Annotated in this window: 25 protein-coding genes; all 25 read left to right on the top strand. The window is 40.9% G+C overall.

The window, feature by feature from the left end; genetic code table 11:
• Positions 1–34 precede the first annotated feature (34 nt).
• The 25 genes from KFQ09_RS02235 (at position 35) to ileS (ending at position 25,966) form a co-directional block, all read left to right on the top strand.
• Positions 35–814, top strand: a complete 780-nt coding sequence (locus KFQ09_RS02235; RefSeq protein WP_017359362.1) for a cell division protein FtsQ/DivIB — start codon at positions 35–37, stop codon at positions 812–814.
• Positions 811–1,500 (top strand): DUF881 domain-containing protein, encoded by a 690-nt coding sequence (locus KFQ09_RS02230; RefSeq protein WP_035392136.1) that lies wholly within the window; start codon positions 811–813, stop codon positions 1,498–1,500. Before KFQ09_RS02235 ends, KFQ09_RS02230 begins: the two co-directional genes overlap by 4 nt.
• Before the next feature lie 20 nt (positions 1,501–1,520).
• Complete coding sequence (locus KFQ09_RS02225; RefSeq protein WP_007499758.1) at positions 1,521–2,246, top strand: DUF881 domain-containing protein; 726 nt, start codon at positions 1,521–1,523, stop codon at positions 2,244–2,246.
• Complete coding sequence (locus KFQ09_RS02220) at positions 2,246–2,614, top strand: small basic family protein (RefSeq protein WP_003210988.1); 369 nt, start codon at positions 2,246–2,248, stop codon at positions 2,612–2,614. Before KFQ09_RS02225 ends, KFQ09_RS02220 begins: the two co-directional genes overlap by 1 nt.
• A 159-nt stretch (positions 2,615–2,773) precedes the next feature.
• The gene (ftsA, locus tag KFQ09_RS02215) at positions 2,774–4,096 is read left to right on the top strand and encodes a cell division protein FtsA (RefSeq protein ID WP_007499754.1); all 1,323 of its coding nucleotides are present in this window, start codon (positions 2,774–2,776) and stop codon (positions 4,094–4,096) included.
• A 33-nt stretch (positions 4,097–4,129) separates the two neighbouring features.
• Positions 4,130–5,275, top strand: coding sequence for a cell division protein FtsZ (gene ftsZ / locus KFQ09_RS02210; RefSeq protein ID WP_007499752.1), 1,146 nt, complete (start codon positions 4,130–4,132; stop codon positions 5,273–5,275).
• A 299-nt stretch (positions 5,276–5,574) separates the two neighbouring features.
• Positions 5,575–9,894 (top strand): S8 family serine peptidase, encoded by a 4,320-nt coding sequence (locus KFQ09_RS02205; protein ID WP_370648310.1) that lies wholly within the window; start codon positions 5,575–5,577, stop codon positions 9,892–9,894.
• A gap of 249 nt (positions 9,895–10,143) precedes the next feature.
• Positions 10,144–11,073, top strand: coding sequence for a sigma-E processing peptidase SpoIIGA (gene spoIIGA / locus KFQ09_RS02200; protein WP_079919226.1), 930 nt, complete (start codon positions 10,144–10,146; stop codon positions 11,071–11,073).
• Positions 11,074–11,132: 59 nt separating this feature from the next.
• Positions 11,133–11,852, top strand: a complete 720-nt coding sequence (gene sigE / locus KFQ09_RS02195; RefSeq protein WP_007499746.1) for an RNA polymerase sporulation sigma factor SigE — start codon at positions 11,133–11,135, stop codon at positions 11,850–11,852.
• Positions 11,853–11,995: 143 nt separating this feature from the next.
• On the top strand, positions 11,996–12,775 hold the full coding sequence (gene sigG, locus KFQ09_RS02190; protein WP_003211879.1) for an RNA polymerase sporulation sigma factor SigG: 780 nt from the start codon (positions 11,996–11,998) through the stop codon (positions 12,773–12,775).
• A 150-nt stretch (positions 12,776–12,925) separates the two neighbouring features.
• Positions 12,926–13,864 (top strand): sugar-binding transcriptional regulator, encoded by a 939-nt coding sequence (locus KFQ09_RS02185; RefSeq protein WP_017359359.1) that lies wholly within the window; start codon positions 12,926–12,928, stop codon positions 13,862–13,864.
• 243 nt (positions 13,865–14,107) lie between these two features.
• Positions 14,108–15,352: an NAD(P)H-dependent oxidoreductase gene (locus tag KFQ09_RS02180; RefSeq protein WP_025207299.1), complete on the top strand. Its 1,245-nt coding sequence runs from the start codon at positions 14,108–14,110 to the stop codon at positions 15,350–15,352.
• Between the two features lie 12 nt (positions 15,353–15,364).
• Positions 15,365–15,796, top strand: coding sequence for a transcriptional regulator GutM (locus KFQ09_RS02175; RefSeq protein WP_008354650.1), 432 nt, complete (start codon positions 15,365–15,367; stop codon positions 15,794–15,796).
• Positions 15,797–15,813: 17 nt separating this feature from the next.
• A complete protein-coding gene (locus KFQ09_RS02170; RefSeq protein ID WP_003210918.1) occupies positions 15,814–16,344 on the top strand; it encodes a PTS glucitol/sorbitol transporter subunit IIC in 531 nt (176 codons plus the stop codon).
• Positions 16,345–16,357: 13 nt separating this feature from the next.
• The gene (locus tag KFQ09_RS02165) at positions 16,358–17,368 is read left to right on the top strand and encodes a PTS glucitol/sorbitol transporter subunit IIB (protein ID WP_024720315.1); all 1,011 of its coding nucleotides are present in this window, start codon (positions 16,358–16,360) and stop codon (positions 17,366–17,368) included.
• Between the two features lie 26 nt (positions 17,369–17,394).
• Positions 17,395–17,751 (top strand): PTS glucitol/sorbitol transporter subunit IIA, encoded by a 357-nt coding sequence (locus KFQ09_RS02160; RefSeq protein WP_255836001.1) that lies wholly within the window; start codon positions 17,395–17,397, stop codon positions 17,749–17,751.
• A 128-nt stretch (positions 17,752–17,879) separates the two neighbouring features.
• Entirely contained in the window at positions 17,880–18,656 is a 777-nt protein-coding gene (locus tag KFQ09_RS02155) for an ABC transporter ATP-binding protein (protein ID WP_017367201.1), read from the top strand.
• A 79-nt stretch (positions 18,657–18,735) separates the two neighbouring features.
• Positions 18,736–18,972: a YlmC/YmxH family sporulation protein gene (locus KFQ09_RS02150; protein WP_008344958.1), complete on the top strand. Its 237-nt coding sequence runs from the start codon at positions 18,736–18,738 to the stop codon at positions 18,970–18,972.
• Positions 18,973–19,184: 212 nt separating this feature from the next.
• Positions 19,185–20,048: a peptidoglycan editing factor PgeF gene (pgeF, locus tag KFQ09_RS02145; RefSeq protein WP_050827240.1), complete on the top strand. Its 864-nt coding sequence runs from the start codon at positions 19,185–19,187 to the stop codon at positions 20,046–20,048.
• Between the two features lie 6 nt (positions 20,049–20,054).
• A complete protein-coding gene (locus KFQ09_RS02140) occupies positions 20,055–20,744 on the top strand; it encodes a YggS family pyridoxal phosphate-dependent enzyme (RefSeq protein WP_050827689.1) in 690 nt (229 codons plus the stop codon).
• A gap of 1 nt (position 20,745) precedes the next feature.
• The gene (gene sepF / locus KFQ09_RS02135) at positions 20,746–21,204 is read left to right on the top strand and encodes a cell division protein SepF (RefSeq protein WP_017359354.1); all 459 of its coding nucleotides are present in this window, start codon (positions 20,746–20,748) and stop codon (positions 21,202–21,204) included.
• 84 nt (positions 21,205–21,288) lie between these two features.
• Positions 21,289–21,492: a YggT family protein gene (locus KFQ09_RS02130; protein ID WP_008344950.1), complete on the top strand. Its 204-nt coding sequence runs from the start codon at positions 21,289–21,291 to the stop codon at positions 21,490–21,492.
• 54 nt (positions 21,493–21,546) lie between these two features.
• Positions 21,547–22,323 (top strand): YlmH family RNA-binding protein, encoded by a 777-nt coding sequence (locus KFQ09_RS02125; RefSeq protein ID WP_255836000.1) that lies wholly within the window; start codon positions 21,547–21,549, stop codon positions 22,321–22,323.
• 26 nt (positions 22,324–22,349) lie between these two features.
• Positions 22,350–22,844, top strand: coding sequence for a DivIVA domain-containing protein (locus KFQ09_RS02120; RefSeq protein WP_008344947.1), 495 nt, complete (start codon positions 22,350–22,352; stop codon positions 22,842–22,844).
• A gap of 356 nt (positions 22,845–23,200) precedes the next feature.
• A complete protein-coding gene (gene ileS, locus KFQ09_RS02115) occupies positions 23,201–25,966 on the top strand; it encodes an isoleucine--tRNA ligase (protein ID WP_255835999.1) in 2,766 nt (921 codons plus the stop codon).
• Positions 25,967–26,121: the final 155 nt, after the last annotated feature.

Here is a 26,121-nt window from a genome sequence, read left to right as displayed (position 1 = left end):
GGACAAGCAGCTTTGAATGAGGTGAAGAGTATATATGCGGCCTGATCATGAAAATGAAAAGATCGTCAATATAGAAGAGCGAATCCCTAAAATTAAAGAACAAAGGAAGCAGAAAGCGAATCGGAGATTAATCTCTTTTATTTTGCTGTTTTTTATCATGGTTTTAATTATTGTCTATTTGCAAACACCAATCAGTAAAATTTCTTCTTTAACCATTACCGGTAATGAACATGTACCAACAAAACAGCTCGTTAAACTTTCGCAAATTAAAGAAGGCGAGACAGAGTTTTGGAATTTAAATAAAGATATGACAGCAGACCATATAAAGCAAAATAAATTGATTAAAAGTGTCAGTATCAAAAAACATTTCCCTAATAAGGTCAGTATTGCTGTCAAAGAGTATGCAAATATTGCGTATCTGCAAAAGGGACATTTTTATTATGAGCTTCTTGAAAATGGGACGGCTTTGCCAGATGAAGTAACGCCAAGTCACGCAGGACCTATTTTTGTCGATTGGGACAATAAAGAAAAATTGAAGCAAACAGTGAGAGCTCTGAATCAACTGCCGGCTTCTATTCAGGAACTAATCTCAGAAGTATATTACGTACCGACTAGCTCCAATCAGTGGCTCGTTAAATTTTATATGAATGATGGAAACACCGTTATTGCATCAATTAAAACATTCGCAGATAAAATGACGACGTACCCTGCCATTGTCAAAGAGCTTTCGTCCTCTGAGAAAGGTACGATTCATATGGAAGTAGCTACGTATTTTGAAGCTTTTAAATCTAAGAAAAAGGAAGATGAACGTTGAGAGGCAAAACCGTCATATTCTCAATTGTAATGCTTGTTCTTGGATTTCTGATTTCTTTTTCATACCAATATACGAAGCAGCATCAAGCAGATGTCAATCGAACCGAACAATGGAAAAAAGAATATTCTTTGAAAAGTCAGCTAACAAAACAAGAAAAGGCGAATCAAAAACTTGAAAAAGAACTTTATCGTCTTCAATCAAAAGTCCAAGAAACAGAGTTTGGTTTGAAAAATGAAAAAGAGCAGTATTTCAATGTTTTGGAAGATGTTGAGAAATACAGAATGTTTACAGGAGAAATAGGTGTAAAAGGGAAAGGGGTAAAAGTATCTCTTGAAGATGCATCTTATATCCCGAGTGGACAAAATGTCAATAATTACATTGTGCATGAGAGCCACATTTTCCATGTGATAAACGAACTATTTATATCAGGGGCATCTGCTGTAGCTATAAACGGACAAAGAATCACACACCAATCATACATACATTGTAACGGTCCAGTCGTCACGGTTGATGGTGTTCAACATCCAGCACCATTTGTCATTTCTGCTATTGGAGATCCAGCTGTTTTAATTCCTGCATTAAACATTGCAGGCGGGGTGGTTGATCAGCTGACAAGTGATCATATTTCCATGACGATTGAAAAGAAGGATATTCGTATGAATCCTCTTCTAAGAAACAAAGATTAAATGTGAAAAGGTGAGTGGTGTTGAGGAAAAAGAAGCCATTACTTAGTTTGACAGTCCTGATGGTCATATTTGGCATCATGGTCTCGATCCAGTTTAACTCTCTACAAAAGCCTAAAGTTCGCGATACTCGAGACGTTTGGGAATTAAGAGAGGATTTATCTGCATCTAAAAGTAAGGAACTGGATTTGTTGAAAGAAATTGATAAATATGATGAAATGCTAAAAAAGTATGGCAACCAAGAAGATCAATCCAAAGAAGCACAATTAACAAAAACGTTGAAGGATTTGAAAGAAAAGGCTGGTTTTACAGAGGTAACGGGTGAAGGAGTTGAAATAGAAATTACTCAGCTTTTTTCTAAGGAACTTACTGGAGAAGAAGTCAAAAATATACCACCTGATCTTCTGAAAAAATTAATCAACGAAGCCAATATGTTTGGGGCAAAACATATTTCCATTAATGAACACCGGGTGATTAACACCAGTGTTATTCGAGATATTAATGGTACGACGAAAATGGATGGTTACAGCATAGATGGTGATACAGTCACGATTAAGATGGTCAGCGAGCAGGCCGATAAATTATACAGCCGTTTAAATGTATCAGATATTGGTGATTTGTTTGCTCAGGAAAATTTCAGTTTGAGTATTAGACCGCCGAAGAAAAAAATTCATTTAAAAGCATTTGACGGTACAATTCAATTAAATGAATTGAAGCCTCTTGACGATGTAAAGGAGGGAAAATCTTAATGTGGCTTCCTGTACTTGGTTTAATCATAGGAGTTGCGATCGGTTTCTTAACGAATTTTACGATACCGAATGAGTATTCTAACTATCTTTCCCTCGCTGTACTTGCTGCGCTTGATACATTGATTGGTGGAATCAGAGCACATCTGCAAGGGGCATACGATGAACTAGTGTTTGTATCAGGTTTCTTCTTTAATATTATACTCGCAATAAGTTTAGCTTTTCTGGGCGTCCATCTTGGTGTAGACTTGTATTTAGTCGGAATGTTTGCATTCGGTGTTAGATTGTTTCAAAATATCGCCGTTATTCGAAGAATTCTACTAACAAAATGGACAATTTCTAGAGAAAAAAAGAAAAAAAGTGAGTCATAAAAAAGGATATACATATGATGTAACGAATATTTTCAGTAATCCTAATAAAAAATGTTGATTTTTTAAGTTTTGTTACACACTTGTAAAAACACATTCATTGTATTGTTGTTCAGCAAATAATAGAATAGAAAGTATTGATATGTGAGGAGGTGCCATAGAATGAACAACAATGAAATTTACGTCAGCCTTGACATCGGTACATCCAATATAAAAGTCATCGTCGGAGAAATGGCGGATGATTCGCTTAACATTATAGGTGTTGGAAATGTCCCTTCAGAGGGGTTAAAAAAAGGATCGATTGTTGATATAGATGAAACAGTTCATTCTATTAGACAAGCATTTGAACAGGCTGAGAGAATGGTAGGTTTTCCTTTACAAAAGGCGATAGTCGGAATTAACGGAAACCACATTCATATTCAGAATACGAGCGGCGTTGTCGCAGTGTCTAGTGAAAATAAAGAAATACATGCTGAAGATGTGAGACGTGTCTTGGATGCTGCACAGGTAGTATCTATTCCGCAAGAACATCTCGTAGTAGACGTCATTCCGAGACAATTTATCGTCGACGGAAGAGATGAGATCACAGATCCGAAAAAAATGCTAGGTGTAAGGCTAGAAGTGGATGGATCGTTAATCACTGGTTCTAAAACGATTCTACATAACTGGCTCCGATGTGTAGAGCGGGCTGGTATTGAAATTATGGATATTTGCTTGCAGCCACTTGCATCGGGTTCAGCAGCGTTATCGAAAGATGAAAAAAATCTAGGGGTAGCTCTTGTCGATATTGGCGGCGGCTCTACTACGATATCCGTATTTGAAAACGGGCATCTCTATTCTACTCACAGTATCCCATTGGGCGGAGAGAACATTACAAAAGATTTGTCTATAGGACTTAGAACTTCCACTGAAGAAGCTGAACGAATCAAAAAGCAATTTGGGCATGCATTCTATGATGAAGCATCGTCTGAGGAGACATTTGAAGTTTCCGTCATCGGTACGGACCAAAAACAGACGTATACACAACTTGAAGCAGCCAATATCATCGAAGCGCGATTGGAAGAGATTCTGCTTTTTGTGGCAGAGGAATTACGCAATATGGGTGTCCATGATTTGCCTGGCGGATTCGTTCTAACAGGTGGACAGGCAGCTATACCAGGTATTCTTTCTCTGGCACAAACGGTCTTACAAAACAACGTAAGAATCGCAAGTCCTAATTATATTGGGGTCCGGGAACCTCAATATATGACAGGAGTGGGCTTGATCCATTTTGCTTATCGCAATGCAAAGATTCAGGGCAGACAGGTTGGATTCCAAATGCCGGATGAAGCATTTCATGAAGTAGGCGCGTCCATGGAGCCGGTTTCTTCTACACCACAAGTAAAAGAAGCTCAGCCAAGACCGAAAGTGAAACAAAAAGCGCAACAAGAGACAAATAAAAAACCGGGCAAAATGAAAAAACTATTTAATATGTTCTGGGAATAGAACTAGATTTTCGACGGATTAGGAGGATTCAGCATGTTGGAGTTTGAAACAAATATAGACGGCCTAGCATCAATTAAAGTAATCGGTGTAGGTGGCGGCGGAAATAACGCTGTCAACCGAATGATTGAAAATGACGTACAGGGTGTCGATTTTATTGCAGTGAATACAGATGCACAGGCGTTAAACTTATCAAAAGCAGAAACAAAAATGCAAATCGGTGCTAAGCTGACAAGAGGGCTTGGAGCAGGTGCGAATCCTGAAGTCGGTAAAAAAGCTGCTGAAGAAAGCAAAGAACAAATTGAAGAAGTCCTAAAAGGCGCTGACATGGTCTTTGTGACAGCCGGTATGGGCGGTGGAACTGGTACGGGTGCTGCACCTGTCATTGCGAAAATCGCAAAAGATTCTGGAGCCTTGACAGTTGGAGTTGTGACTCGTCCTTTCACATTTGAAGGAAGAAAGCGTCAGCTTCAAGCAGTTGAAGGAATTGCTTCTATGAAAGAAGCAGTTGATACGTTAATCGTGATTCCAAACGATCGCCTGCTTGAAATTGTCGATAAAAACACGCCAATGCTTGAAGCATTCCGTGCAGCAGATAACGTGTTAAGACAAGGTGTTCAAGGGATCTCAGATCTCATTGCAACACCAGGTTTAATTAACCTTGACTTTGCTGACGTGAAAACGATCATGTCTAACAAAGGTTCAGCTCTTATGGGAATTGGTGTCGCAACAGGCGAAAACCGTGCTGCTGAAGCAGCGAAAAAAGCCATTTCTTCACCACTTCTTGAAACAGCGATTGATGGAGCACAAGGTGTTATCATGAATATTACTGGTGGTACGAACCTTAGTCTTTATGAGGTACAAGAAGCAGCGGATATTGTTGCATCAGCCTCTGATGAAGATGTCAACATGATCTTTGGATCTGTCATTAATGATAACTTGAAGGATGAAATTGTGGTCACAGTCATCGCAACCGGTTTTATTGAGCAAGAGCCCGAAGTGACAAAACCTCAAAGAAATCCATTAGGACAAGGATTAAAGCAAAATCAATCCATTCCACAAAAGCGTGAAGTAAAACGTGAGGAACATCAGCAAACATCATCACAACCAAGACAAAATACACAGTCAAGTGATGATACATTGGATATCCCAACGTTCTTACGTAACCGCAATAAACGATAAGCAAGCACGATTCAACCCCTTCCTTTGGAAGGGGTTTTTTTATGTCTGCATGGTGAGAAGATCCTGAGCCTGATTGATATAAAAGTCTTGTTTCTGTGTGTTATTTGGAACTATTGTATGTGTTTTGGCTTGAGTCTCTTAAGTCAAAAGAATCATTTTTAATTTCCTTTACAAAAAACGACAAAATGTTGAAGTTTATTTGACTACATTAATGAGAACACCAAGAAACTTGTCATGATCAAAAAGAAGGGGGAGGGCAGGATACACACTGTTTGACCATTTGAGGAGGAGGGATTTTATTGAAAGTGAAGTTTCGCAAAACCGCCGTCTATCGTTTCATAAGTCTTTTGGTGATTGGTACTTTAACGATGACAAGCTTTGGGATGGTTCAAGCAAAATCGACTTCTACCTCATATCAGGAGGAAGCCGTTTCCTCTAAGACTACAAAAGCCAAGATTTCTTCGAGATTAAAGAAGCAATTTCAAAAGGAAGATAAGGTGACCTTCTTAGTCAAAATGAAGGAACAAACGAATGTACAAAAAGTAGCAAAAGAAGCTGTATCAAAAGCAAAAAAACAAAAATTAACTGCGGCTAAAACGCAGTACACAAAAAGATCAGCCGTTGTATCTGAGCTGAGAGCAACATCTGATGAAACGCAGCAAGCGCTCCTAGCGTATTTACAAAAGGAAAAAAAGAATAAGCAAGTGAAAGATATTCATTCCTACTATATTGTGAATGGTCTAGCTGTGACGGCAACAAAAGAAGTGATGGAAAAGGTTGCTTCTTTTCCAGAAGTAGCTCAAGTGCTGCCGAATGAAACACGTCAACTTCATCGTCCTGTTGATTTGAAGCATGCTAAGCCAAACAAACAAATCAAAGCAGTAGATGGAGTCGAATGGAATATTGCTCAGGTGCATGCACCAGAAGCGTGGGATTTAGGCTATGACGGGACTGGAACCGTTGTGGCAAGTATTGATACTGGTGTCGAATGGGATCATCCTGCGCTAAAAGAAAAATACCGCGGGTTTGATCCTGCTCGTCCGAACGAACCATCTCATGAACTGAATTGGTATGATGCCACGACAGGCTCTGAAGTCCCTTATGATGACTTGGAGCACGGGACCCATGTGACAGGCACAATGGTTGGTTCTGAGCCAGATGGAAAGAATCAAATTGGGGTCGCACCGGGAGCAGAATGGATTGCAGTGAAAGCTTTTTCAGAAGATGGCGGTACAGATGCTGATCTGTTAGATGCCGGTGAGTGGATTTTAGCACCGAAAGATCAAAGCGGAAATCCTCACCCAGAAAAGGCACCTGATGTTGTGAATAATTCGTGGGGCGGTGGGCCAGGTCTTGATGATTGGTATAAAGATGTAGTGAATGCTTGGAGAGCAGCAGACATCTTTCCAGAATTTTCAGCCGGTAATACCGATTTATTCAATCCAGGCGGCGCGGGTTCGATTGCAAATCCTGCTAACTATCAAGAAGCCTTTGCTACGGGCGCAACAGATCATGACAACAAGTTAGGGTCTTTCTCCCTTCAGGGTCCTTCTCCATATGGCGTAATGAAACCAGATATTGCTGCTCCGGGAGTAAACATTCGTTCTTCGATCCCGGGAAAAGGATATGAGGATGGGTGGAATGGTACATCGATGGCAGGTCCGCATGTCTCAGCTGTTGTTCTTCTTCTTCGCCAAGTGCAATCAGACCTTTCTGTGGATGAAATTCAGCAAATTCTCATTGAGACAGCGAAACCACTGACAGATCAGCAATTTCCTGAATCCCCTAACAACGGTTATGGGGCAGGGTTAGTTGATGCAAGAGAGGCGATTACTGCTTTAACCAATGGAATCGGTACGATTGAAGGTCAGGTGACAAAAGAGGGAGAAGATACAGAACCACCTGTTTTTTCACATAAAGGTCCGAATGAAATTTTTACTGCAACGCCAACCCCATTGACCATCACTGCAGAAGATGGGATAGCAGTGACAAATGTTTCTTTGACTTACCGAGTAGATCAAGGTGAATGGGAGACGTTGCAAGCTGACCGCACGGATGGGAATCATTTAAAAGGAACCTATACGGTGCAGCTCCCTGAACTTGAGGGGGAAAACGTGACGTACCGATGGATTGTGAAAGATTTTGGAGGAAATGAAGCGGCATCAGATTCTTATACACTTCCAATTAAAACATCCATCACCACTGGCTACTCACAAGATTTTGAAGCATGGCCAAGTGGATGGTTCAGTGGTGGAACAAAAGATCCGTGGCAGTGGGGAAGACCGTCCACAGGTCCAAAACAAGCATTTAGCGGGGAACATGTCTATGCCACCAATTTAGACAGTCCTTATGAAAATAAAACGGACGCCAATTTGTCTATGCCGCTCATTGCTGTACCAGATTCAGGTTCTTCCTACCTGCAATATCAATACTGGCATGATCTCGAAGCCAATTATGATTATGTGCATGTCTATGTACAGCCAGAGGGTGAAGACGCCGTTCAAGTGACAGCTTATACGGGGAAAACAAATGCGTGGACAGCAGGCGAAGTTGATTTATCTGCTTATAAAGGTCAAAAAGTGAGAGTCCTGTTTCAGATAAGAACAGATGGCAGTGTCACAAAAGATGGCTTTTATTTAGATGATGTGAAAATCACAGATCAGGCATTGTCTCAACAAGCCAAGAACCAGCTGGGTGTGATCAAAAAAGAAAAATCCACAAGCCAGAATAAGAAATCAGTTGATCCAAAAAAGGCAAAGCCTGCTAAAGTAAAAAATAAACATGTACAAATTCAAAAGCAAAACAGTCATGATGCTCCGTCTATTCAAGCTCTTCCAATGAGAGCGCAAATCAGTGTTCTAGAAAGCGGAAAATCAACTTCCACCGATGAAGCGACAGGGAAATATCAGCTGTCTCAAGGAGCAGGAGAATGGACAGTGAAAGCAGAAGCTTACGGCTTTGAATCACGGTCCCAAAAAGTCAAAGTGGCATCAAAAGAAACTGCAGAAGCGAATTTCTCCTTACAGCCGCTAGAGAAACGAACGATCTCTGGCACGGTCGTCAATGAAACAACTGGTGAAAAGGTGAAGAATGCAACTGTTTATCTTGTGGAGGACGCAAAAATTGAGCCGGTGAAAACAGATGAATCCGGTGAATTTTCTCTAGAGGCATTAAGTGGTGTCTATACAGTCAAAATTTTTGCAAAGGGGTTTAAAGGCTATACGTTTACAGCGGATGTGACGGAAAAGCCGCTTGAAAAGTCAGTGAAACTTGAGCCTTTTATCGGTTTTCCGGGAGAGATTGGCTACGATGATGGAACGGCTGAAAATGCACGGGCTTTCTACGATCCTGGCAATGGCTGGGCTGTGAAGTTTTCATTAGAAAAAGGAAAGAAACAAGCACAAGTCACAGGTGGTCTTTTCCGGTTTTGGACATCAGAATGGCCAGCTCCTGGAGGCGATGAATTTGCTGTTGAAGTATATGATGCTTCTGGGAAGGGTGGCGCACCAGGTGAGAAAATCGCAGGACCTTTAAAAGCAAATGCGCTGCGTAATGGTGAATGGACAAAAGTAGATTTAGAAGATCAAGCCATTACAGTGGATGGAGATTTCTATCTTGTTTATATTCAAACGAAAAAGAATACCGAATCTCCGGGACTTGCCACAGATGAAGATGGCCCTAATGCTGAAAGAAGTTGGCAGCTGACGAGCGGTGCTTTTTCTCCTTCTCCGAAAGAAGAGGGGAATTATATGATACGTGCGCTCGTAAACTATGAAGCAGATATACCAGAAATCACTTCTCCAAAGGCAGGAACCATTACAAATCAAGGTGAATTGACGATTGAAGGCACGGCCTCTCCGGGTCTCGATGTGGCCATTTATCAGAATGATGAAGAGGTGGCCAACGTCAAATCAGATGAGTCGGGTACTTTCAAAGAAAATGTATCTGTTCCAAGTGGAGAGCATGTCTTCACGGCGGCGACTGTAACGGATAAAGGCTCAACAAAACATTCCAAGCCAGTCAAGGTGATCATCGATCAAACAGCACCGACATTGACCATTGATACACCGAAAAAAGGCGACAAGTCTAATAGAGAATCACTCACGGTGGAAGGGAAAGTAGCGGATGATTATCTAGATCAAGTCACAGTCAATGGAAAAAAAGCGACCGTAAAGGATGGGGCATATTCTGCAAGGGTGCTGCTTGAGAACGGGAAAAATACAATCAAAGTGACAGCAAAAGATGCGGCTGGAAACAAAACGACTAAAAAGGTCGACATCGATGTACAATATGATGCACCTGTCATTTCTGAATTAGCGCCAAAAGACAATATGAATCTATCATCAGGTGAATCGGTTAAGATTTCATTTAAAAGCAGGGAAAAGCTAGATGCCACCTTTGTTCTTCATATGCCGCTGACAAATGCTAGATCAAAACTTCAAAACACAACCGAACTGCCGATTCGTGAAGTAGCACCGGGAACGTATGAAGGCTACTGGACGGCGACATCTATTGCAAAAGCAAAAGGTGCAGTGATTGAAGTCATTGTCAAAGATGATTATGGAAATGTCACAAGACAGAAGGCAGAAGGAACACTCACCATCAATGAGAAAGAATGACAGCGAAAAAGACACGACTCTTCGGAGCGTGTCTTTTTTTGTGCAATGGATAGAGGAGACACTTGTCCAACAAATCATTCCGATGTTCTTTCTGTTTCATACGTCGACAAAAACGATAACAATCCACCAAAAGTTCTCTATCATCCCCTACAAGAATTGACAGACTTCCATCCGATGACTGTTTTATACTGGTACAAACAAGTGCAAGTACTGCTTTTGATTCTTTGTTTCAGATGAAAGGAGCAGAAGGTGGTCATTTATTTAGATGTCATTTGGCTGTTAAACTTTTGTTTTGATCTATTGCTGCTCTTACTCACGGCATTTATTCTCAAACGACAAGTGAAAAAAAGGCGATATATGTTAGGAGCTCTCATTGGATCGAGCATTGTTCTCTTGCTCTTTACGCCATTTGCAATGATTGTGTCGCACCCTTTAGGCAAACTGCTTTTTTCTGTCTTGATCGTGCTTGGAACCTTTGGCTTTCAAAGATTTCGTTCCTTTTTTCAAAACCTGTTTGCTTTTTACTTTGTCACATTTTTGATGGGAGGGGGCATGATCGGGGTTCATTCGTTTTTGCAGACAAATACAGTCATTCAAGATGGACTGCTTATTTCACAAAATGATGGATTTGGTGATCCCATTAGCTGGCTTTTTGTTCTCACTGGCTTTCCGGCCATTTGGCTGTTTTCAAAGAAACGATTAGGAGAGGTTGGTGCGAAAAAAAGACAATATGACGAACAAGTACTTGTGGAGATACACATTCAAGGAGAAACGATCCGATTAAATGGTCTGGTCGATTCTGGAAATCAGCTGTATGATCCATTGACGAAAACACCTGTCATGATCGTCCAGCTCGATCAGCTCACATCTATTTTCGGAGAGCCATTTATAGAAAAAATGAAACAGTTTCATCCTGTTGAAGTGATGCAAAAGCTCGATGACCATTTTCCGCTGCTTGATCGTTTAAGACTCGTTCCGTATCGCGCAGTCGGTCATGATCACGGGTTTCTACTATGCTTTAAACCAGATACGGTCGTCCTTTATACAAAAACGCATATAATCCAGCCAGCGAAGTGTTTTGTTGGGATGAGTCTAAGTGGATTATCAGCAGATCAGGAATTTCAATCCATCATTCATCCAGAGATGTTAGACGGAAAAATGATACAAGGGGTGTCGTAGTTTTTTTGTGATGTCTTTTATCTTACGAAGTCAACTGGACATTTAGAAGGGAGAAGAAGATGAAAAAATTAAAATTTAAACTCACTTACTACTGGTATAAACTCCTCATGAAGCTAGGGCTAAAGAGTGATGAGATTTATTATATTGGTGGAAGTGAGGCACTGCCTCCGCCATTATCAAAGGATGAAGAACAAGAATTGCTCGTTAAATTACCAAAAGGGGATCAAACAGCACGAGCCATTTTGATCGAAAGAAACTTGCGATTGGTCGTTTATATCGCAAGAAAATTTGAAAACACAGGCATTAACATTGAGGATTTGATTAGTATCGGAACGATAGGCCTCATCAAGGCAGTAAATACGTTTAATCCAGAAAAAAAGATCAAACTTGCCACATATGCGTCTAGATGTATTGAAAATGAAATTTTGATGTATTTGCGCCGAAATAATAAAATCCGATCAGAAGTATCGTTTGATGAGCCGCTTAACATCGACTGGGACGGTAATGAACTGCTTTTATCAGATGTACTTGGGACAGATGATGATATTATCACCCGAGATATTGAAGCAAATGTCGATAAAAAATTACTGAAAAAAGCGTTAGAACAATTAAACGATCGTGAAAAACAGATCATGGAACTGAGGTTCGGTTTAGTTGGCGGTGAAGAAAAAACCCAAAAAGATGTTGCCGACATGCTTGGTATTTCTCAGTCCTATATTTCAAGGCTCGAAAAAAGAATTATTAAACGATTGCAAAAAGAATTTAATAAGATGGTCTAAAAAAAAATTTTTGAAAGCTTTATCCCTGCACTGTCAAAGGGATCACCATTTTTTCACATCTTTCTCGTCGTAGACCGTGCATATTTTTCCATCCCACGGAGATACTGAACTTTGTACAACAGCTCCTGTAGGGAGGGAAAAAAGTGTCCAGAAATAAAGTGGAAATCTGCGGAGTCGACACCTCCAAACTGCCTGTTCTGAAAAACGACGAGATGAGAAAATTATTCAGACAGCTGCAAGATGAAGGTGATGATACAGCAAGAGAAAAGCTAGTCAATGGCAATTTGCGGTTGGTTTTAAGTGTGATTCAGCGTTTTAACAACAGAGGCGAGTATGTTGATGATCTCTTCCAAGTAGGCTGTATCGGATTAATGAAATCAATTGATAATTTTGATTTAAGCCACAATGTCAGATTTTCAACTTATGCGGTCCCTATGATCATAGGAGAAATCCGTCGATACTTGCGCGATAACAACCCTATCCGGGTATCTCGTTCACTAAGAGATATTGCCTATAAGGCGCTTCAAGTCCGTGAGAGACTGATTAGTGAGACAAGCAAGGAACCAACGGCAGAAGACATTGCCAAAGTGTTAGAAGTCCCTCATGAGGAAATTGTTTTTGCCCTAGATGCCATTCAAGATCCTGTTTCTTTGTTTGAACCGATTTATAATGACGGAGGAGATCCGATTTATGTGATGGATCAAATTAGTGATGAACGGAACAAAGATACACAATGGGTAGAAGAATTGGCCTTAAAAGAGGGAATGCGCAGATTGAATGATCGAGAAAAAATGATTCTTCGTAAACGCTTTTTCCAAGGCAAAACACAAATGGAAGTGGCAGAAGAAATCGGCATTTCTCAAGCACAAGTATCAAGGCTTGAAAAAGCAGCAATCAAACAAATGAATAAAAATATTTTTTAAAGCCGCCGCTAATGTGCGGCTTTTTTCATTCTTTTTAGAGAACCCATCTGTAGTATTGACTCTGTTATTTTTTTCATTTAATCTGTTTTTAACAAATGTTATTTGAAATATCATTTGTGAGGGAATAGAGAAGCGGAAAGAAGGGTTATTATGACATTCCATGATGAAAGAAGGCTGCTCATTAAGGTTGCGCATATGTACTATGAAGAAGGCGCCACTCAATCTAAAATTGCAGAAGCTGTTGGGGTTAGTCGTTCGCTCATATCGAAATATTTGGCAAAAGCACGTGAAGCAGGAATCGTGGAAATCATTATTCATGATGAAGTAAATCAACAATATGGTTCGTTAGAAAGAAAAATAGAGCGAAAATATGGGCTGCGAGAAGTCGTGTGTGTGGAATCTCTCAGTCAAGAAACAACAAAAAGTCGGATAGGAGCTGCGGCTGCGGGCTTTTTATTAAAAGTCATGAAGGATGGACAAGTCATCGGTTTTTCATCAGGGACAACCTTGCATGAAATGGCGAAAGCGCTTACGTCTGTTCAGCATTTTCCGTCTGTGACATTTGTTCCGCTTGTCGGAGGCGTCGGAAATGAAGATGTTGATATTCATGCCAACTATATTATTGGAAGATGCTCAGAAGCACTCAAATCCAAATGTGAGTTTTTACATGTGCCTGTCATGCTTGATACGAAAGAAGCGAAAGATGTACTCATTAGACAGCCGTCGATCAAAAAAGTCATTGAATTAGGAGAATCATCAAATATCGCGGTCGTAGGAATAGGCGGGGTTCCGCAACATTCAACGATGGTGAAATCCTATATGACAAGTGGTGAGGAAGATATCCTGCAAGCGAAAGATGTCGCGGGTGACATTTGTTATAACTTTATTGATCATACAGGTGAAGTGTATCCGCATCCGTGGAACGACCGGGTGATGGGGATCAGTCCTCAAAAACTGAAAGAGATCCCGCTTGTGATAGGTGTCGCTGGAGGAGAAGAAAAAATTGAAGCGATCAGGGCAGCGTTAGAAGGTGGATTAATTCATGTGTTAATTACAGATGAACAAACCGGAGATGCCCTATTAAAGTAACTACCTAAGCCGATTAGGTAGTTTTTTTGAGTCTTTAGACTCAAAAAGATTGAAAATTTTATCGATTTTATCTTGACACAAAGTTGACACATCATATAAACTAAGTTCATAACAAATGATAAATAAAATAACAAATGTTACAAGAAACAGATTTTTGTTAATTTTTATAACATTTGTTAAAAGTTTCAGATTATTTTTCTAGCAATCTATTGTGAAGCAAGAAAACCTGAAAGGATGATTTAGATGTCAATTTATCAACAATTGTTAGCACGAGAACGCAGCGGAGATCCAATTAAAGTTGGGATTATCGGGGCAGGCCAAATGGGCTTTGGACTCATTTCACAAATTTCTAAAATTCCAGGTATGATTGTCGCAGGTGTTTGTGATATTCATCTTAGTGCAGCTGAGAAAGCAGCGAATTTTTACAAGCAACATGCGAAACCACATCAAATGGTCGTCACAAATGATTACAGAGAAGTGATTCAATCAGATTCTGTGGAAGTCGTTGTGGATGCAACAGGTGTTCCAGAGGTCGGAGCAAACATTTCTTTGGAAGCGCTTAATTCAAAAAAACATCTCGTTCTTTTAAATGTAGAAGTCGATATTACGATCGGCTTGGTCATGCATAAATTATTCACGAATGCAGGACTTGTTTACTCTGGATCAGCTGGAGATGAACCAGCAGCAACGCTAGAACTATATGAATTTGCAAAAACAATGGGGCTTGAAGTATTGGTTGCTGGGAAAGGTAAGAACAACCCATTCTTCCCAGAAGCAAACCCAGATACGTGTAAAGCTGAAGCAGATAGTAAACATATGAGTGCCCACATGCTGGCAGCATTCCAAGACGGAACAAAAACGATGGCAGAAATGAACCTATTAAGTAATGCAACAGGACTTTTGCCTGATAAAGTCGGCATGCATGGAGTAGAAGCGAATTTAGAAAATGTAGCAGATAAATTAAATCAAAAACAGCAAGGCGGCGTACTGGATAACTTCGGAGTCGTTGAATATGTAAACGGACTGGCACCAGGTGTCTTTGTCATCGTCAAGAGTGATCTTGAGCCAGTAGATGAAGAACTTCGCTACTTAAAAGTTGGAAAAGGTCCTCACTACACACTGTATCGTCCTTTCCACTTAGCAAGTCTTGAAACACCAGTGACGATCGCAAAAGCAGTCTTACAACATGATTCTTCAATCCATCCAATTGGTGTACCAGTATCAGAAACTGTCGCTGTGGCGAAAAGAGATATTAAAGCAGGAGAAACACTTGATGGTATTGGCGGATACTCCGTAAGAGGTGTACTTGAAACACATCAAGACATGAAAGCGAACGGCCACATCCCAATTGGCTTAATCAGCGGAAAAGTGGTAGCGAAAAAAGATATCAAATTGGGGCAATTCCTATCTCATGATGATGTAGAACTTGATGCAAACACAACGGTCTGGAAGCTGCGTTCATTACAAGATCACTTATTTCAATCATAAGGACGTGAGGCTATGGAAAAATTAGCAATCGTACTTTGTATCATTCTGATTGTGCAATATGGTTTATCGTTTATTCAAATCAAGTACTACCGCAAAAGCATGGATTCACTGATTGACGACTATAAAGGGAAACAAGGCTATCACTTGTTTTCAGGAATGGAGCGGCGCAAATTTGGTCCTGGAGCCATTGCGCTCATCATTGTCGATGAATCATACATCATTCAAAAGTGTCATGTGCTGGGTGGCGTCTCGATTTTGTCTAAATTTAAGGAACTGCCTTCCTATGAAGGAAAACATGTGGGGGCTGTGCTTGATGAGCATCACATGATGAAACAAACATTGAAAAAGCGCAAAAGGGGACCAGCTGTCATGCAAGCACTCTCCATGGCAGCGGAGCAGGCGCTTGTCTCGATTTCTAAAAAAAATATAACAAATGTGAACTAAGAAAGGGGAGATGAAACATGGAATGGATTCAATGGTTTGGAGAGCACTTTATCGGGATGTTTGAAGCCGGCGGAAAGCAGTTCATGGGTCTTGTTACAGGTATCGTTCCAACGCTTGTTGTGTTACTTACTTTCACTTATGCTGTCATGAAGTTTATTGGAGAAGAGCGAGTGAATAGAGCGATTCAGTTTGCAGCGAAATATACCATTTTGCGTTATACGTTAATGCCGATCTTATCCGTTCTTATTTTGACAAACCCAATGGCTTATACGTTTGGCCGCTTCTTACCTGAAAAACAAAAACCAGCATTCTATGATTCAGCTGTTTCATTTGTTCATCCGGTAACATCACTGTTCCCGTATGCCAACGCAGGAGAACTGTTTGTCTACTTAGGAATTGCGAACGGGATTAAAGAAGCTGGATACTCTATGTCAGAGCTGGCTGTTCGTTACTTCTTAGTCGGGATCGTTGTCATTTTACTTCGCGGAATCATTACGGAATGGATCACAAAGTACTTAGCAGGAAAAATGAAAGCGAATTCACAATAGGGGAGGGTTAGACATGACAAACCACAAAGTATTTGTTGCAAAAGGTGCTGGCGGATGGGGAAAAGGATTAGAGCTTGAACCAACCGGTAAAAGAAGAAAGGTCGTTTCCATTACAGGAGGAGGCATTCACCCAGTTGCACGTAAAATTGCAGAAATGACAGGGACAGAAGCATGTGATGGCTTTAAAAATTCTATACCAGAAGATGAAATGATGTGTGTTGTCATTGACTGCGGAGGAACAGCGCGAATTGGGCTTTATCCAATGAAACGCATTCCTACTGTCGATGTGCTGGCATCCTCTCCTTCTGGACCGCTTGCAAAACACATTACAGAGGATATCTTCGTATCAGGTGTCACAGAAAAAGATATTTCCTTTGCGGAAGCATCTGATAGTGAAGGAAATGTAGAAGGTCAAGAAAGCAGCGGCCCAATTGACAAAGAGAATTTCAAAGAAACCTATTCAAAATTGAAAGAGGAAAATATCGAACGTCAAGAAAAAGGGAATTTCCTCATGAGATTCTCAAGAGGAATCGGAAAAGTAACCGGCACATTCTATCAAGCTGGTCGTGATTCTGTTGATATGCTCCTTAAAAACATTATTCCATTCATGGCCTTTGTCAGTATGTTAATTGGAATTATCAATTATACAAAAATCGGTGATCTGATTGCCCATTTCCTTTCACCTTTGGCAGGATCTTTATGGGGGCTCTTACTGCTCGTTGTTGTCTGTACCTTACCGTTCCTATCGCCTGTCTTAGGACCTGGGGCAGTCATCGCACAAGTCATCGGTGTACTGATTGGTAGTCAAATTGCACTAGGAAACATTCCGCCTCAATTTGCTCTTCCAGCACTGTTTGCGATCAACGGTCAAGTAGGGTGTGACTTTATCCCGGTTGGGCTATCACTTGGTGAAGCGAAGCCGGAAACGGTACAATATGGGGTACCAGCTGTTTTGTATAGCCGTCTCATTACAGGCGTTCTATCTGTTGTGATCGCATACGTTGCCAGCTTCGGTATGTATTAAACGTATTAAAGGAGGAATCGAGATACATGGTAACACAATCTGTCGTAAAAGAAATTGGGATCTTAGTCCCGCAGTTTAAAGAAGATAAGCTGATTGTTTTATTTGGACCAGCAACGCCGCAGGAATTAAGAGATATGTCTGTCATTCATGAGTTTGAACACTTAGAAGAAGAGCCGCTGAAATTAGGCGGAACGATTCAAGTGGGCGACCAAACGTATACCATTACTGCTTTAGGCAATAAAGCAAATGACAACTTTAAGGAACTCGGCCATATTTCGATCTACTTCCAAGAGCCGTTTGATGATGTATTACCGGGAGCTGTCTTTGCATCCCCGCATACGTTTCCTGATATTAAAGAAGGCGTACGAATTGAAATTTCGTAACCATGCAAAAAAGCTGTTCCTTTTAGGGAGCAGCTTTTTTGCGTTAGGTTTACTGATTGAAACATTTGCGATATGCTGTAGACGTTATTATTTGTATATTCAGAATTTTTATTCAGGGGGAAAAGATCGTGTCGCTTGACTTGAAGGATGTTTCTTTAAAACGAAATGGAAAATGGCTGCTTCGTTCTATTGACTGGCAGGTGAAAGACCAGGAACACTGGGTGCTTTATGGTTTAAATGGTGCTGGGAAAACGGCTTTATTAAATATGCTTTGCTCATATTATTTTCCAACGTCAGGTGAGATGACGGTGTTAGGCCATGTGTTTGGCAAGGAAGCGCTTGGTGAAAAACTAAGGAAGAAAATTGGTCTCATCTCTGCTGGTCTTGAAAAGAAGCTGCACAGAGATGACAATGCATTTGAAATTGTTTTGAGCGGGGCATTTGCTTCCATCGGACTTTATGAAACACCGACAGATGAGATAAGAGAGAAGGCGATTGATTTATTAAAAACATTTGGCTCGTTTCAATATGCCAATCGCACGTATGAAACCCTCTCGCAAGGGGAGAAACAAAAAGTGCTGATCGCAAGAGCTTTAATGAATGATCCGAAGCTTCTAATATTAGATGAACCTGTGACAGGTCTTGATTTTTTAGCAAGAGAACAAGTTCTGGAGACGATCTCATTGATTGCATCAAAACCAGATGCGCCCACATTGCTCTATACGACCCACCACGCAGAAGAGATTCTCCCGATTTTTCAGCATACCTTATTATTAAAAGAAGGTACTGTTTTTCATAAAGGGGAGACAAAGCAGATGATGACAAGTGACTTGCTTTCTTCCTTTTTTGAATGTCCAGTTGAAGTCATGTGGCAAAACGGCCGCCCTCACTTAAGTAAATTGTAGATAAGAGAAACTATTGGTCTGCTTCCCTGCTTTTCCATCATACATATTATAGTAGAAAACGAAAGGCGGGGAAGGACAGATGATCAGTATTTCTGAATTCCAAATCAAAGATGTTGTCGATGTGTCCAGCGGAAAAAAATTAGGTACCATTGGAGACATCGATATCAATGTCACGAGCGGTAAAATACAAGCGATTATCATTGGCGGTACAGGTAAAATGATGGGATTTTTCGGAAAAGAAGAGGAAATGATTGTCCCGTGGCGAAATATAGTAAAAATTGGCGAAGATGTGATACTTGTCCGTTTGTCTTCTTAAAATTCGTATAACTCCTCAATGAATCATTCAATGATCCTTAACATAAGCTCTCCATTCTCAGCAATCAATGTCTTTTTCGGGTAAAAAGATTACGTTTTCATATCAATTTGAAAAAAAAACTGTAGAAAGGGCACATTTGAGTGTAATATTTAATGAATCCCACTAACTGTCTTAGCAGGTCTTGTGGTAAAATAGGAGCGATATAAAGAGAGATGAATGAAAGGTGGGAGGCAGCTTTGATAGACAAATATGACCCCTTTCAGCAGAAATCACCTTATGCAATGCTGATCCATGATTGGACGAACATGACATGTTCTGGAAAAGAGATATTGGCCGGTTTTACGACAAAAAATGGCGGCTTTAGTCTTTCTCCATATCAATCAATGAACACTGGACTCCATGTAGGAGATGATGCTTCTAGTGTCCAAATGAATCGTCAAGTCATTGCAGATGCTACTGCTGTGCCGCTCTCTAATTGGGTGTTTGCTGACCAAACACACGAGGATCGCATCATGAAAGTCACAAAGGAACAAAAGGGAAGAGGAAGTCTTCAGTATGATGAGGCGCTCTCTAGAACAGATGGTTTATACACCTCTGAACCAAACATCATGCTCGCTCTTTGTTTCGCTGACTGTGTTCCGCTTTATTTTCTAGCGCCGCAATCTGGGCTGATTGGAACGGCTCATGCCGGCTGGAAAGGAACCGTTAAGCAAATTGGCGCCAACATGGTTGATGCATGGGTTCGCCAAGAAGGCGCTGATGCCGATCATATACAAGTCGTCATTGGACCATCCATTGGCAGCTGCTGCTACATAGTAGATGATGTTGTCATAGATCAAGTGAAACAGCTTCCTTTTACAACAGAGGATGTGTATTCCGAGATGTCACAAGGACAATACAAAATTGACTTAAAAACATTAAACAAAAACGTATTACTTCATGCAGGATTAAAAGAAGAAAACATACATGTCAGTTCGATGTGCACAAGTTGCAATGAGCAGCATTTCTTCTCACACCGGCGTGATCAAGGGAAAACAGGACGTATGATGTCTTTTGTCGGGTTTAAGGAGGCATAAGTGCAATTGAATGTACGAGAGAATCTCAGACAAATAAATGAACAAATCAACGAAGCATGTAAAAGAGCAGGTAGACATCCAGACGATGTATCGGTTGTCGCTGTCACAAAATATGTCTCGATTGAACGAGCATTAGAAGCCAAGGATGCCGGAATTTTGCACTTTGGTGAAAATCGTGACCAAGGGTTACTTGAAAAACAGGCAGCCATAACCGATGAAAACATTAGCTGGCACTTCATCGGCAGTTTACAGACGCGAAAAGTGAAATCTGTCATTCAGACCATTGACTACTTACATTCGCTAGACAGAATGTCCCTTGCGAATGAAATTGAAAAAAGAGCAGAACACACGGTTCGCTGTTTTGTACAGGTGAACACATCACTTGAGGAGTCAAAACACGGCTTACAAAGCGAAGACGTGATTCCATTTGTCAAACAGCTCGCTCATTTCAAACATATTGAAATTGCTGGACTCATGACGATGGCTCCATTTACAGATGATCATACTGTGATACGAAACTGTTTTAAAACATTAAAAAGCCTTCAACAAGAGGTAAAACAACTGAACCAAGTAAATGCACCTTGTCAGCATTTATCGATGGGCATGTCAAACGATTTTGAAATCGCAATTGAAGAAGGTGCGACATTTGTTCGGATTGGCTCTTCACTTGTTGGAAATGAAACAGGAGGTGCGTGACATGAGCATAAAAAATAAGTTTAAAAGCTTCTTCACACTCGATGATGAAGAGTATGAGTACGAATACATTGATGAAGAAAGAGAACCAGCACAAGAAGAAAAAAACACAAAAGATAAAGCGGCATTTCAAGAGCGTCCTCAGGCAGGAAAACAAAATGTCGTCAGCTTGCAAAGCGTGCAAAAATCCTCTAAAGTGGTGTTAAGTGAGCCACGTGTTTATGCAGAGGCTCAAGAGATTGCAGATCATATTAAAAATCGGCGTGCAGTCGTCGTCAATTTGCAGCGCATTCAGCACGATCAAGCAAAGCGAATCATCGACTTCTTAAGCGGAACGGTTTATGCAATCGGTGGAGACATTCAGCGTATTGGCTCGAATATATTCCTCTGCACTCCTGATAATGTGGATGTATCTGGCACAATATCAGAGCTATTGACAGAGGAAGAACCTCAGAGGTGGTAAATCATAGTTATTCTAAATTTCATTTTTAATATTTTGGGTACGGTATTAACGATTTACTCATTCGCGATCATTATTTACATCTTTATGTCATGGGTGCCATCTGCAAGAGAAACATCGATTGGCCGCTTCTTGACAAACATTTGCGAACCGTATTTAGAACCATTCCGTAAAATTATTCCGCCAATTGGCATGATTGACATCTCGCCGATTGTGGCATTGCTTGTGATTCGTTTCGCATCATCGTATGGACTAACTGGGCTTTATAATATGATTGTTCGATTCATGTAAACAGGCTGCCGGGCTTGGCATCTGCCAGGCTCTTTTACATAAAAGGGGAACAAAATGAGCGATATTTATCAACATTTTAGAAAAGACGAACAGCCATTTGTCGACCGAGTATTAGGCTGGAAAAACATCGCGCTCGATCAATATCGAATGAAATTAACAGACTTTCTTGATCCGCGTGAGCAGTTCATTACCCAGTCCGTGATTCAGCATTCTGATGAACTTGTTCTCATGTTTTTTGGCGGGTATGAGGAAGCAGAGCGGAAAAGGGCTTTGATCTATCCTGATTATTTAGCACCGACCATACAGGATTTTGAACTGACTTATTTTCAGGTGAACTATGCGAAAAAGTTTATTTCTATAGAACACCCCAATCTTCTCGGTTCGCTCATTGGGACAGGCCTGAAGCGTCAAAAATTCGGTGATTTGTTGTTTTCAGAGGACAACGTGCAATTTATTTGTACAAGCGATGTTGCCGATTTTGTTCGGGCTCAGCTGACGCATGTCGGCAGAGCATCTGTTTCATTAGAGGAAATTAGCAAGGCAGATCTTCAGCCAGTCATCAGCAAAACCGATATCAAAGAAGATACGATTTCTTCACTGCGGCTTGACGCTGTATGTGCTGCTGTTAGCCGTCAGTCTCGGCAAAAAGCACAGCTTTTGGTCAAAAATGGTCTTGTCAAAGTAAACTGGAAAGTCACTGAAGACCCTTCCTTTACAATTGGTGAAGGTGATCAGCTCTCTGTCAGGGGATTTGGCCGCTTTAGCTTAAAAACAATTGATGGGAAGACGAAAAAAGATAAATTCAAAGTAACATTTGAGCTTCTGACATAACGAATTTGAATCTGGAGGTGGCAAGATTGCCATTAACACCTAATGATATTCATAATAAAACGTTCACAAAAAGTTTTCGCGGCTATGACGAAGATGAAGTAAATGAGTTTTTAAGCCAAGTACGTAAAGATTACGAGATCGTACTTCGCAAAAAGAATGAGCTTGAAGACAAAGTCAACGAGCTTGATGAAAGACTAGGCCATTTTGCAACAATTGAAGAAACATTAAACAAATCCATTCTTGTGGCGCAAGAAGCAGCAGAAGACGTGAAGCGTCATTCTGATAAAGAAGCGAAATTGATCATTCGTGAAGCTGAGAAAAATGCAGACCGTATTATCAACGAAGCGTTATCAAAATCAAGAAAGATTGCAATGGAAATCGAAGAGCTCAAGAAACAGTCGAAAGTCTTTAGAACTCGTTTCCAAATGCTCATCGAAGCTCAGCTTGATCTTCTGAAAAATGATGATTGGGATCATTTGCTGGAATATGAAGTTGACGCTGTCTTTGACGAAAAAGAATAAGCGCATCACCTTGACATGACGTGCTCATGTTGCATATAATACCATCATAAATTAACAAGAGATAAACGTTTGAAAGGGACACTCGCAGTTGTCACATGCGTAATTAAGCGAATCAGGGACGGTGGAAGCCTGACATTACGGGACGCTGCAATGAGATCACCCCTTTAGTTCCTTTTCTGAAATGAATGAGTAAGAAAAGGCGTCTGATCACGTTACGATTTTAGAGTGGATAAGCGGCAATTTCAAAGCGCTTGTCTAAAAGGGTGGTACCGCGAGACAAGCCTTCTCGTCCCTTATGGGATGAGAGGGCTTTTTTTATTGTTTTTTAATACGAATTTGCATGTGGAGGAATAGGTATGAACTACAAAGACACCTTATTAATGCCAAAAACAGAATTCCCGATGAGAGGGAACCTGCCGAACAAAGAGCCTGAAATCCAAGAGGAGTGGGCAGAAAAAGACATCTATCAAATGGTTTTAGAGCGGACAAAAGGACGCCCGACCTTTATTTTGCATGATGGACCTCCATATGCGAATGGTGACATTCATATGGGGCACGCACTCAATAAAATCCTCAAAGATTTTATTGTCCGTTTTAAATCAATGAATGGATTCCATGCACCGTACGTACCGGGCTGGGATACACATGGCTTACCGATTGAAACAGCCCTTACGAAAAATAAAAAAGTCAAACGCAAAGAAATGTCGACAGCAGAATTCCGTAAACTATGTGAGGAGTATGCTTGGAAACAAATCGAAGGTCAGCGCAATCAGTTTAAACGTTTGGGTGTAAGAGCAGACTGGGACAATCCATATGTGACATTGAAGCCTGAATACGAAGCGCAGCAAATTCTTGTCTTTGGTGAAATGGCGAAAAGAGGCTATATTTACAAAGGTCTTAAGCCTGTTAACTGGTCTCCATCAAGTGAATCAGCACTTGCTGAAGCAGAAATTGAATACAAGGACAAACGTTCTCCGTCGATTTACGTATCATTTAAAGTGAAAGATGGCAAAGGCGTACTTGAAAACGGCGAGCAGTTCATCATCTGGACAACAACACCTTGGACACTTCCTGCAAACCTTGGCATTTGTGTACATCCAAACCTAGAGTACAGTGTGCTTCAAGTGGGTGCTGAGCGATATGTCATCGCATCTGAGCTAGTTGAACAAGTGGCAAAAACACTTGGCTTTGAAGAGTACGAAGTTGTGAAAACCTTAAAAGGTAAAGAATTAGATAAGGTCGTTGCAGCACATCCAATTTACGATAGAGATTCTCTTGTGATGCTTGGCGATCACGTCACAACAGATGCAGGAACAGGCTGTGTTCACACAGCGCCAGGTCACGGGGAAGATGACTTTATCGTAAGTATGAAGTACGGTCTTGATGTGTTATGTCCAGTAGATGAAAAAGGTGTGATGACAGAAGAAGCACCTGGTTTTGAAGGACTATTCTACGAGGATGCCAATAAAGCCATCACAGAACAGCTTGAAGCAAAAGGCGCATTGAAAAAGCTCGACTTTATCACGCACTCCTATCCGCATGACTGGAGAACGAAAAAACCAACAATTTATCGTGCAACTGCTCAGTGGTTTGCTTCGATTAAAGACTTCAGAGAAGCGCTATTAGATAATATTAAAGAAACGAAATGGGTTCCAGCTTGGGGCGAAACGCGCCTGTTCAATATGGTGCGTGACAGAGGTGACTGGTGCATTTCAAGACAGCGTGTATGGGGCGTTCCAATCCCAGTCTTCTATGCTGAAAATGGTGAGCCAATCATCACAGATGAAACGATTCAGCACGTCTCTCAATTATTTAGAGAACATGGCTCGAATATTTGGTTTGAAAAAGAAGCAAAAGAATTATTGCCTGAAGGCTTTACACATCCAGGCAGCCCGAACGGTGAATTTACAAAAGAGCAAGATATCATGGATGTATGGTTTGATTCTGGTTCTTCTCACCAAGCGGTATTAGAAGAACGAGATGAACTGGTTCGTCCGGCAGACCTTTACCTTGAAGGTTCTGATCAATATCGCGGCTGGTTTAACTCATCTTTATCTACAGCAGTTGCTGTCACTGGAAAAGCGCCATATAAAGGTGTTCTCAGCCATGGCTTTACGCTTGATAAAGAAGGACGCAAGATGAGTAAATCATTAGGCAATACGATTGATCCGACGAAAGTGGCGAAGCAGCTTGGTGCGGAGATTCTTAGACTTTGGGTATCTTCTGTCAACTATCAAGCCGATCATCCAGTGTCTGACGACATTTTAAAACAAGTCGCAGAAGTTTATCGTAAAATCCGTAACACGTTCCGCTTCTTGCATGGTAACCTGTTTGACTTTGATCCAGCAGTCAATGCAGTACCAGTCGAAGAGCTTCGCGAAGTGGATCAATATATCTTAATCAAATTAAACAAATTGATTGATAAAGTGAAAAAAGCTTATGATGATTACGAATTTGCGGTTGTCTATCATGCCATCCACAACTTCTGTACGATTGAGCTTAGCTCTTTCTATCTCGATTTTGCAAAAGATGTGGTATACATTGAGCATGCGGATCATCCAGACCGCCGCAGCATGCAGACGGTCTTCTACGAAACATTAATGGCGTTAGTGAAGCTGACAGCACCAATTCTTCCGCATACAGCAGATGAACTATGGAGCCACTTAAGCTTTGTTGAAGAGCCAAGTGTTCAGTTAACAGATATGCCAGAAGGTGTAGCTGTTCCTCAAGCAGAAGCGACAGAAGCGAAGTTTGACCGCTTTATGGAAGTGCGTGACGATGTGCTAAAAGCGCTGGAAATTGCGCGTAATGAGAAAGTCATCGGACGTTCACTTGAAGCAAGTGTGACCCTTTATGCAACAGAGGAAGTGAAAAACCTTCTTGCATCCATTAAAGAAGATGTGAAGCAGCTCTTTATCATTTCTGAGTTAACAGTAGAAGATGAGAAGCATGCAGACGCATCAGCGTCTGAATACACATCAGGACGTATTGTTGTTCAAAAAGCAGAAGGCGAACTGTGCGAACGTTCCCGCATTATTTCAAAAGATGTTGGCGCAAATCCAAAATACCCAACATTGTCGCTCAAAAATGCTGAAATCGTGGAAAAATATTACCAGAATTAACAGCGTGATATCACCAACTAGCGCCCCGCATATAGCGGGGCGTTTTTGAGATAGAGAAAATGACAGCGTTTAGAACGAAAGGAAAAATCTTATGGCTTTAAAGTGAACAGGCGGGGCAACAATATGATTATCACGACAGGGCAGGAGTTGAAACA

The sequence above is a fragment of the Bacillus sp. FS02 genome, from assembly GCF_024398395.1.
GTDB classification, from domain to species: domain Bacteria; phylum Bacillota; class Bacilli; order Bacillales; family Bacillaceae; genus Bacillus; species Bacillus altitudinis.
The sequence above is the reverse complement of the archived record's forward strand: the minus strand, read 5'-3'. Positions and strand labels throughout refer to the sequence as shown.

Coding starts and splice junctions, on each gene's coding strand:
- KFQ09_RS02170 (WP_003210918.1), top strand. CDS start 15,814: ATGGAATGGATTCAATGGTTTGGAGAGCACTTTATCGGGATGTTTGAA.
- ileS (WP_255835999.1), top strand. CDS start 23,201: ATGAACTACAAAGACACCTTATTAATGCCAAAAACAGAATTCCCGATG.
- KFQ09_RS02185 (WP_017359359.1), top strand. CDS start 12,926: ATGACATTCCATGATGAAAGAAGGCTGCTCATTAAGGTTGCGCATATG.
- KFQ09_RS02220 (WP_003210988.1), top strand. CDS start 2,246: ATGTGGCTTCCTGTACTTGGTTTAATCATAGGAGTTGCGATCGGTTTC.
- KFQ09_RS02175 (WP_008354650.1), top strand. CDS start 15,365: ATGGAAAAATTAGCAATCGTACTTTGTATCATTCTGATTGTGCAATAT.
- KFQ09_RS02130 (WP_008344950.1), top strand. CDS start 21,289: ATGTCATGGGTGCCATCTGCAAGAGAAACATCGATTGGCCGCTTCTTG.
- KFQ09_RS02165 (WP_024720315.1), top strand. CDS start 16,358: ATGACAAACCACAAAGTATTTGTTGCAAAAGGTGCTGGCGGATGGGGA.
- KFQ09_RS02235 (WP_017359362.1), top strand. CDS start 35: ATGCGGCCTGATCATGAAAATGAAAAGATCGTCAATATAGAAGAGCGA.
- KFQ09_RS02125 (WP_255836000.1), top strand. CDS start 21,547: ATGAGCGATATTTATCAACATTTTAGAAAAGACGAACAGCCATTTGTC.
- KFQ09_RS02180 (WP_025207299.1), top strand. CDS start 14,108: ATGTCAATTTATCAACAATTGTTAGCACGAGAACGCAGCGGAGATCCA.
- ftsA (WP_007499754.1), top strand. CDS start 2,774: ATGAACAACAATGAAATTTACGTCAGCCTTGACATCGGTACATCCAAT.
- pgeF (WP_050827240.1), top strand. CDS start 19,185: ATGAATGAAAGGTGGGAGGCAGCTTTGATAGACAAATATGACCCCTTT.
- sigE (WP_007499746.1), top strand. CDS start 11,133: ATGAAAAAATTAAAATTTAAACTCACTTACTACTGGTATAAACTCCTC.
- sepF (WP_017359354.1), top strand. CDS start 20,746: ATGAGCATAAAAAATAAGTTTAAAAGCTTCTTCACACTCGATGATGAA.
- KFQ09_RS02160 (WP_255836001.1), top strand. CDS start 17,395: ATGGTAACACAATCTGTCGTAAAAGAAATTGGGATCTTAGTCCCGCAG.
- KFQ09_RS02150 (WP_008344958.1), top strand. CDS start 18,736: ATGATCAGTATTTCTGAATTCCAAATCAAAGATGTTGTCGATGTGTCC.
- ftsZ (WP_007499752.1), top strand. CDS start 4,130: ATGTTGGAGTTTGAAACAAATATAGACGGCCTAGCATCAATTAAAGTA.